Source organism: Roseibium sediminicola (assembly GCF_023156505.1).
GTDB lineage: Bacteria > Pseudomonadota > Alphaproteobacteria > Rhizobiales > Stappiaceae > Roseibium > Roseibium sediminicola.
Map to the genome: position 1 here is coordinate 261,892 of NZ_JALNMJ010000006.1, position 8,119 is coordinate 270,010.

An 8,119-nucleotide genomic window follows, 5' to 3' on the forward strand; every position below is an offset into this window, starting at 1 on the left:
AAGATAGTTACCCATGAGCGTTAAACCTGCAGAAAGATCAACCGCAGGTGGACTGAAATGCGCATTCGGGACGATTGGCGAGGTTTTTCATTCAACCAGGGCCATGTGAACAAGCGGCTTTCCGCTACCGGTGCAACATTGCTTTGCTGCCTGGTTCTGGCTCTGACGGTTCTGGGGCTGCAACAACGATCCTACGCCCAGGACGCGGCTCTTCCGCAAGCCGAAGAAGGCCCCGGAGCGCTCGATCCGGACCGGGTCAGCCGCGCCCGTGCCTACCTGCGCGACAATCCCATTTCGCCACCCGACACGACTAGCCCACGCGCAACCCTGGAAAGCTTCGTATTCGTCATGAACGAAGTCAACGCGCTTTGGCTCGCCGTGCGCCAGTCCTATGATGACAGCAATCGCTTGTTCCTGACCCCCGAAGAGCGCGAAAAGCTTTTTCTCGTCAGGGCTTTGCTGGAGAAGGCCGCGCAAACCTTCGACCTCAGCGACATCCCGGTCACCTCGCGCGAAAACGCCAGCATCGAAATTGCGCTGCAGCTGCAGGAAATTCTCGACCGGATCCCCCCACTCGTCTTCTCGGATATCCCGGGAGCGTCCGCTGGTGGCTTCCACCACACCGGGAGTGAAACCGGCCTTCCCGGACACTGGACGATACCTGGCACCAGCATACGCATCCTGCGCCAGGAGACGGGCGAAACCCGCGGGCATTATTTGTTTTCGAAAGACTCCGTTGCCCGCATACCGGACGACTATGCCGTCGTGCGTGTCTTGCCGCTTCGGGCCGACCGCGGGGAAGACCTGTTCGAATACTATATCTACACGCCGGGCAACCTGATCGCGCCGCTCTGGTATGACGTGATCGAGGCTGGGCCGTCCTGGCTTCACTATCACCTGTCCGACCAGGCATATTGGCAGTGGCTGGCGCTGCTCCTGCTGCTGACCTGTTACATACTGGTGCTGGGCGCTTACGTGCGCTGGCGAAGGTGGCGTGCAGTCTCCGTCAACGAGGGCAAAAGGATTGTCCAGGCCCTGCTCAATCCGGTTCTCGTGATCCTGGCAGCGAACCTGTTCCGGTATCTGTGTGAAGACCAGATCAACATCACCGGCACCGCGCTCCTAATCATCGGCACGACCACGACCGCAATCGTCTGGTCGGCAACCGCCTGGCTGGTCTATCAGATCCTGCAACTGCTCTATGTCTGGTTCGCAAGCACCACCGGTCCGGCCCGTCAGGGGCTCGACGCCAGTCTGCTGCGCACGGGTTTCCGGGTGTTTTCCCTGGCCATTGCCCTGATCGTTCTGGGATATGGCGCGACCCGCATCGGCATCCCGATCTACGGCGTCATTGCCGGCCTCGGTGTCGGCGGCCTCGCCATTGCCCTCGCCGCGCAGCCGACGATCGAGAACCTGATCGGCGGCATCATCCTCTATGCCGACCGTATGGTCCGGGTCGGGGAATTCTGCCAGTTTGACGACCTCGCTGGCACGGTGGAATCCATCGGCATTCGCTCGACACGCATCCGCGCCCTTGACCGGACGCTGATCACCGTGGCCAACGCAGACCTCGCCAAGCGCAAAATCATCAACTACAGCCAGCGGGACCAATTCCATTTCCGGCACCGGTTTGGTCTTCGATATGAAACCGGCGCTTCGGAACTGAAAAACATACTGGCTGCCCTTCGCGCCTATCTGGAAGACCACGAAAAGGTGCTTGCCGAAACCTCGCGGGTCCGCCTGATCAGCTATGCCGACTATGCCGTCACCCTTGAGGCTTATGCCTATGTCCTGGCCTCGTCCAACGCAGACTTCCTGGGCATACAGGAAGAGATGCTGTTCGACATGCGCGCCATCATCGAAGCCAACGGCTCTGAATTCGCTTTTCCCTCGTCCACAGTCTATCTCGCCCGAGACAAGGGGCTGGCAGCGGAGAATGCCCGGGACGGAGAAGCCAATTCGGAAGAGGAAGGCACCCAGGCCGCTTGACCGGCAACGGCCAGGCCGAAGCGGACGGGAACCAGTCGCCAATATCCATTTGCGCTGCCCGCCGCGTTGTGGCCTGTTAGGGCCTTCTCAACGGGCCTGAGTCTTCCGGCCCCATCATTCAGTTCCAATTCTCAAGGATCCGTCATGAGTTCCATCGACAAGGTCCTGGCACGCATCGATGCCAATCTCGACCAGAGCCTTCAGCGCCTGTTCGACCTTCTCAAGATCAAGAGCATTTCCACCGACCCGGCCTTCAAGGCGCCCTGCCGCGAAGCCGCGGACTGGCTCGCCAAAGAGCTGACCGGCATCGGCATCGAGGCTTCCGTGCGCGACACGGCCGGTCATCCGATGGTCGTCGGCCACCGCAAGTCGGGAAAACCCGGCCCACACGTGCTGTTCTACGGCCATTACGACGTCCAGCCGGTCGACCCGCTCGAGCTCTGGAACCGCGACCCCTTCGATCCGGTCATCGAGACCCGGGAAGACGGCAGCAAGATCATCATCGCGCGCGGGTCTGCGGACGACAAGGGCCAGCTGATGACCTTTGTCGAGGCCGCCCGCGCCTATATCGAGGAAACCGGCGACCTGCCGGTCGACGTCACGATCCTGTTCGAGGGCGAGGAAGAATCGGGTTCGCCGTCCCTGCATCCGTTCCTGGAAGCCAACAAGGACGAGCTCTCCTGCGACCTGGCCCTGGTCTGCGACACCGGCATGTGGGACGCCAAGACGCCTGCGATCTCGGTGATGCTGCGCGGCATGGTCGGCGACGAGATCATCGTCAAGGCGGCCAGCCGCGATCTGCACTCCGGCATGTATGGCGGCTCGGCGCAGAACCCGAACCACATCGTCGCCAGCATCATTGCCGGCCTGCATGACGAAAACGGCAAGATCACCCTGCCGGGCTTTTATGACGGCGTCATCGAGATGCCGGACGACGTCAAGGCCATGTGGGACACGCTCGGCTTTTCCGTCGAGGACTTCCTCGGCGATGTCGGCCTGAAATATCCGCGCGGAGAAAACGACCGCACGCCGCTGGAGCATATCTGGACCCGCCCGACCGTCGAGGTCAACGGCATGTGGGGCGGCTACCAGGGCGCGGGCTCCAAGACGGTGATCCCGGCAGAGGCCCACGCCAAATTCACCTTCCGCCTGGTCGGTGACCAGGATCCGGACAAGATCCAGGACGCCTTCCGCGCCTATGTGCGCTCGAAAATCCCGGCCGACTGCAGCGTTGAGTTCATCGCCAAGGAAGGCAGCCCGGCACTGCGGCTCGACTTCGCCATGCCGGTACTGGAAAAAGGCAAGAAGGCGCTCCAGGACGAATGGGAAACGGAAGCGGCCCTGATCGGCATGGGCGGCTCCATTCCGATCGTCGGCGACTTCAAGCGCATGCTGGGCATGGATTCGCTGCTGATCGGCTTCGGCCTGGAAGACGACCAGATCCATTCGCCGAACGAGAAATACAACCTGACCAGCTACCACAAGGGCATCCGCTCCTGGGCGCGGGTCCTGAAGGAACTGGCCGAGGATTGATCGGTCAGGCGCGCGGCTCCGGCCGCGCGCGCTCTTTGCGAGGAGACACACATGAAAGCCATCTGCGTCTTTTGCGGTTCCAGCTATGGCACGCGTGAGACCTATGCCGACGCCGCCAGGGCCACCGGCCGGGTGATCGCCGAGCAGGGCTACACCCTGGTTTATGGCGGCGCCAAGGTCGGCTTGATGGGTACGGTTGCGGATGCGGCGCTAGAGGCAGGCGGCAAGGTCATCGGGGTACTGCCGCGCGCGCTGGAAGACAAAGAAATCGGCCACCAGGGCCTGACCGAACTGCATCTGGTCGGCTCCATGCACGAACGCAAGGCCAAGATGGCGGACCTCTCCGATGCCTTCATCGCCCTGCCCGGCGGTGTCGGCACGCTGGAGGAAATCTTCGAGGTCTGGACCTGGGGCCAGCTCGGCTATCACCAGAAACCGTGCGGCTTTCTGAACATCGACGGCTATTACGACGACCTGATCCGGTTCCTCGACCATCAGACAGAGCAAGGCTTCACCAAGGACGTGATGCGCGCCATGGTCCAGATCGCCGGCACGCCCGAGGAGATGATCTCCCTGTTTGAGAATTACACGCCGCCCTCGGCTCCAAAATGGATCAAACGGGACGAGACCTGACCGCACTCGACAAGCCATGCAAACCCCTGCGGAACCTGTCAGGAACTTTCCACAGGGACACAACACCGCTTTGCAAACAGGACTCTAGTTGGTAAATCCCTCAGGGCGCCGGCTTACGAGGCGCTGATCTGTCAACCTGAGTATCATCATGCGTTTGAGTGTCATCGGCCTTGCGTTTGTCCTTGCAGCTGCGGCTGCCGCCTGTACGCCCACGGGCGAGCTGGACGGCACCTCCGGCCGGCTGGTGCGCACCTCGAACGAGACGCTGGTGCAGATCACCGAGGATCATATCGGCGGTATCAACGGCGACACGGCCTATGGTCAGAAGGCGATCGAGGCCGCCCTGCCCGGCTTCACCACCGAAGGCATCCAGACAGCGGTCGAGAACAACACCGAATGGGCGTTGGCCGCTTTCAACAGCGACGGTTTCCAGGTGCTGCAGGTGTTCAAGGGCCAGAATGGCAAGGTCCGCAGCGTCCACGGCGTCACACACCACCTGCAGGGCCCGAATGGCGAGCGCATCGGGATGACCTTCTCCGAGATCGGCTCCTCGCGTGCCGATTGCCGGGTCGGCAAGAACCTGTGGCGCGGCATGGCCATCTGCCATTCCAATGGCCATCCGAATGTGGAACTGGTCTACGCCATTCCGGGCTACCAGGGCCCGTTCGACCGCCTCCCGGCGGAAAACGACCTTTTCGACGCCGAGCTGCAGCGGATTCTATGGACGCCGAAGAGCTGAGTTTCTCGGCAAAGCCAGTCTTAATGGCACAGTCTTCACCACAAACTCTACCGTCATCCTGAGTAGGACCGTCAGGTCCGTCTCGAAGGATCGGCTACTTGTTCTGGAATGTGTCGCCCATCCTTCGAGACGCCGCTTTCGCGGCTCCTCAGGATGACGCTGTTGGGTATGACAACTCACAGGATGAGGTGGTTTGTGTCGGCAAGGCCGAGACCTCCGGCCCTCACACGGTCGCCCTAAACATGCGGCTCCGAGCGTACCATCACCTCGCCGACCGGCCGCCAGACATTACGCATCTTGACCGTCTTTTCCGCGACATCGGCCAGATCCATCAGCAACGGCATGCCGCGGTCCTTCAGGAAGGGCAGGCTCATCACGTCGCCGCCGGTCCAGGGCAGGAAGGGGTTGCGGCGCATGTGCCAGTGGATCTCGGAGCGGATTGTCGGCTTGTCGGACGGCGTGCGACCGTGAAAGGCGAAGGTGTCGGCGACGATCAACGTGTTTTCAGGCACCGCCATCTTTTTGGGCTCCGGCAACCCGAGCGCGGCGAGTTCGTCGGCGCGGATCCGGAAGGAGCCGCTGGCATGATGCGAGCGCTTGTCCCTGGCTGCCGTCAGCGAGCATTCGTATTCCCACGCGAGCCGCTCCTTGGTGAGCTTGTGGGAGCCGGGCACAAAGAAGAACGGCCCATCCTCCTCGCCGACGTCCTGCAGGAACAGCCAGGCCTTGGACGTGGCGTGGAACGTGTCCGCATGGGCGTCCGACTGGGGATCCTTCTTTTTCACCTTCTTCGGTTCCACCAGAACAGTCTGGATGAAATTGAGCGGCTGGCCGCCTTGCGAGGCCGCGTAGCGGAGCATGTTGATCGCCCGCGGATCGCGCACGGCCTGACCGAGCGCCGCGTTCCTGGCCAGAACGTCCGGCGGCAGCAGCGTCATCCGGGTCACCGCCTGGCCCTGACGCATTTCCCGGGCCTCGAACGGCTGGTTGAACACTTCTTCCTTCAGCTGCCGGTAGGTCTCGTCCGGCAGAAAATTCTTCACCAGGAAATAGCCGTTCTCGTCAAAAAACGCCCGCTGATCCGGATCGACCAGGTCTGCCAACCGCGCGCGCCGGCTTGCGGCAAGGTCGGCCGCCAGTTTCACGCGCTTCTTGTGCAGGCCCCAGCTGTTGAGCGTTTCACTGCCGAGCAGCGGATTCTTGCGCGGCGACTTGTCGGTTCCGGCAAGACCAAGAACCCAGAACGGGGCTTTCAGATAAGATAGAGGCGACATACGGCACCGGAAATCAGTTGTTTCGAAGTCGCCGTATCTAACACGCTTTTCCCGGGTGCAATCAATCTTTTGGGCTGATACGGCGCGGATTTGTCCCACATCTCAATGAGGGTCCGGAAACTTCTCCCTTTGGCGACAGTGACCTTTGCCGTTTCCTGCGCTAAAGCCTTTGATATGACTGCAAAGGCTTCTTCTCCCGACCCGGCGCAACTTGCCGCGGATCTTTGCGCCGGCAAACGCGCGGCGCTGGCGCGCGCGATCACGCTGGTCGAATCGAAAAAGGCCGAGCATCGTCGCCTCGCCCGGGATCTGATCCAGGAGCTGCTGCCGCGCACCGGCAAGGCCTTGCGGGTCGGCATCACCGGCGTGCCCGGTGTCGGCAAGTCGACCACCATCGACACGCTCGGCTCGAACCTGACCGCGGCCGGGCATAAGGTCGCCGTTCTGGCCGTCGATCCCTCCTCCACGCGCACCGGCGGCTCGATCCTCGGCGACAAGACCCGCATGGCGCGGCTCGCCGTTGATCCCGACGCCTACATCCGTCCCTCGCCTTCGGCCGGAACCCTCGGCGGTGTCGCCGCCAAGACCCGGGAGACCATGCTCCTGTGCGAGGCTGCTGGATTCGACGTCATCCTGGTGGAAACCGTCGGCATCGGTCAGTCCGAGACCACCGTCGCCGACATGGTCGATTTTTTCCTGGTGCTGATGCTGCCGGGCGCCGGCGATGAACTCCAGGGCATCAAGAAGGGCGTTCTGGAGATCGCCGACATGATCGCTGTAAACAAGGCGGAAGGCGACGGCGCCCTGCGCGCCCGTTCCGCCGCTTCCGACTACCGCGCCGCCCTGCATATCCTGGCACCGAAGTCGCCCAACTGGACGCCCCCGGTAATCACCATCTCTGGCCTTGCCAATGAAGGGCTCGATCATCTCTGGGAGCAGATCGAGGTTTACCGCGAACGCATGCAAAAGAGCGGCGAATGGGCGGACAAGCGCAGCCGGCAGCAGGTGGCCTGGATGTGGGACATGCTGCAGCAGCGCATGATGGAAGCGTTGAAGACCAACTCGAACACGGCCGATAGGCTGAAATCCCTGGAGGCGGACGTGCGCGACGGCAAGACCGCCGTCTCACTTGCCGTCGATGAACTGGCATCCTTGATGGGGCTGAACACATGAGCGACAAGCCGCTGAAAACCATCCTGGTCACGGGCTTTACGCCCTTTCCCGGCGCGCCGGTCAACCCGACCCAGCACCTCATGCGATCCCTGCCCGACCGTCTGGCCGACCTCTCCTCGTCGGCAAACTTTCACTTCCACGTCCTGCCGACCACCTGGGTGGGCCGCCAGGAGGTCACAGACAAATTGCGCCGCGACCTTCAGCCGGATGCCATCGTCCATTTCGGCGTGGACGGGACGAGACCTACGATCAATATCGAGACGCGCGCTGTGAACAAGGCCGAACAGGTCCGCCTGGATGCCTCTGGCGCGGTCTCCCCGCAGGCGGAACTGGCAGCCGGTGCCGAAGCCGCCCGGCTTTCAACCTTGCCTGCGGACGCCCTGTGCGCAGCCGCCCGGTCCGCGGGCGCACCGGCAGAATTGTCCGAGGATGCCGGCACCTATCTCTGCAACGCGACCCTCTGGGATTCCATCGGCTCAGGCATCCCCAGCATCTTCGTCCATGTCCCGGCCCTACCGGACGGCCCGCAGGACGTCAGGCCATCATTTGCCGTGGTGGAAGCGGCAGCTGTGCGGGTGCTGGAAGAGGTCGCCCGGCAGCTTGGGTGAATCGCGTTTGCGCAGCATAGTTCGTCAGCCTTTCTCCCCCGATGCGTCATCCTGAGGAGCCGCGTCAGCGGCGTCTCGAAGCAACCGTGTTTGTTATGTGATCATAGGCTGCCATTCCTTGTCGTCTCTGACCATGGCGTTGAGAATGGTCAGGAGCTTCCTGGTGCAGG

Annotated in this window: 7 protein-coding genes; 6 read left to right on the forward strand and 1 reads right to left on the reverse strand. The window is 62.3% G+C overall.

The window, feature by feature from the left end:
• The first annotated feature begins 57 nt into the window (after positions 1–57).
• From M0H32_RS11540 to M0H32_RS11555, 4 genes are all read left to right on the forward strand, one after another.
• Positions 58–1,989, forward strand: coding sequence for a mechanosensitive ion channel family protein (locus M0H32_RS11540; RefSeq protein ID WP_248154023.1), 1,932 nt, complete (start codon positions 58–60; stop codon positions 1,987–1,989).
• Between the two features lie 144 nt (positions 1,990–2,133).
• Positions 2,134–3,522, forward strand: a complete 1,389-nt coding sequence (locus M0H32_RS11545) for a dipeptidase (RefSeq protein ID WP_248154025.1) — start codon at positions 2,134–2,136, stop codon at positions 3,520–3,522.
• Between the two features lie 51 nt (positions 3,523–3,573).
• Positions 3,574–4,155: an LOG family protein gene (locus tag M0H32_RS11550; RefSeq protein ID WP_248154026.1), complete on the forward strand. Its 582-nt coding sequence runs from the start codon at positions 3,574–3,576 to the stop codon at positions 4,153–4,155.
• 148 nt (positions 4,156–4,303) lie between these two features.
• Complete coding sequence (locus M0H32_RS11555; protein WP_248154028.1) at positions 4,304–4,894, forward strand: DUF1131 family protein; 591 nt, start codon at positions 4,304–4,306, stop codon at positions 4,892–4,894.
• A gap of 236 nt (positions 4,895–5,130) precedes the next feature.
• On the opposite strand, the gene M0H32_RS11560 is transcribed toward M0H32_RS11555, so the two are convergent.
• A complete protein-coding gene (locus M0H32_RS11560) occupies positions 5,131–6,168 on the reverse strand; it encodes a phytanoyl-CoA dioxygenase family protein (protein ID WP_248154030.1) in 1,038 nt (345 codons plus the stop codon).
• Positions 6,169–6,342: 174 nt separating this feature from the next.
• Between M0H32_RS11560 and meaB the strand changes: the two genes are divergently transcribed.
• On the forward strand, positions 6,343–7,341 hold the full coding sequence (meaB, locus tag M0H32_RS11565) for a methylmalonyl Co-A mutase-associated GTPase MeaB (RefSeq protein WP_248154031.1): 999 nt from the start codon (positions 6,343–6,345) through the stop codon (positions 7,339–7,341).
• Positions 7,338–7,949: a pyroglutamyl-peptidase I gene (locus M0H32_RS11570; RefSeq protein WP_248154033.1), complete on the forward strand. Its 612-nt coding sequence runs from the start codon at positions 7,338–7,340 to the stop codon at positions 7,947–7,949. Before meaB ends, M0H32_RS11570 begins: the two co-directional genes overlap by 4 nt.
• Positions 7,950–8,119: the final 170 nt, after the last annotated feature.

Excerpts from the sequence above, each read along its gene's own strand:
- M0H32_RS11560 (WP_248154030.1), bottom strand. The coding sequence starts at position 6,168 with ATGTCGCCTCTATCTTATCTGAAAGCCCCGTTCTGGGTTCTTGGTCTT.
- meaB (WP_248154031.1), top strand. The coding sequence starts at position 6,343 with ATGACTGCAAAGGCTTCTTCTCCCGACCCGGCGCAACTTGCCGCGGAT.
- M0H32_RS11540 (WP_248154023.1), top strand. The coding sequence starts at position 58 with ATGCGCATTCGGGACGATTGGCGAGGTTTTTCATTCAACCAGGGCCAT.
- M0H32_RS11555 (WP_248154028.1), top strand. The coding sequence starts at position 4,304 with ATGCGTTTGAGTGTCATCGGCCTTGCGTTTGTCCTTGCAGCTGCGGCT.
- M0H32_RS11570 (WP_248154033.1), top strand. The coding sequence starts at position 7,338 with ATGAGCGACAAGCCGCTGAAAACCATCCTGGTCACGGGCTTTACGCCC.
- M0H32_RS11550 (WP_248154026.1), top strand. The coding sequence starts at position 3,574 with ATGAAAGCCATCTGCGTCTTTTGCGGTTCCAGCTATGGCACGCGTGAG.
- M0H32_RS11545 (WP_248154025.1), top strand. The coding sequence starts at position 2,134 with ATGAGTTCCATCGACAAGGTCCTGGCACGCATCGATGCCAATCTCGAC.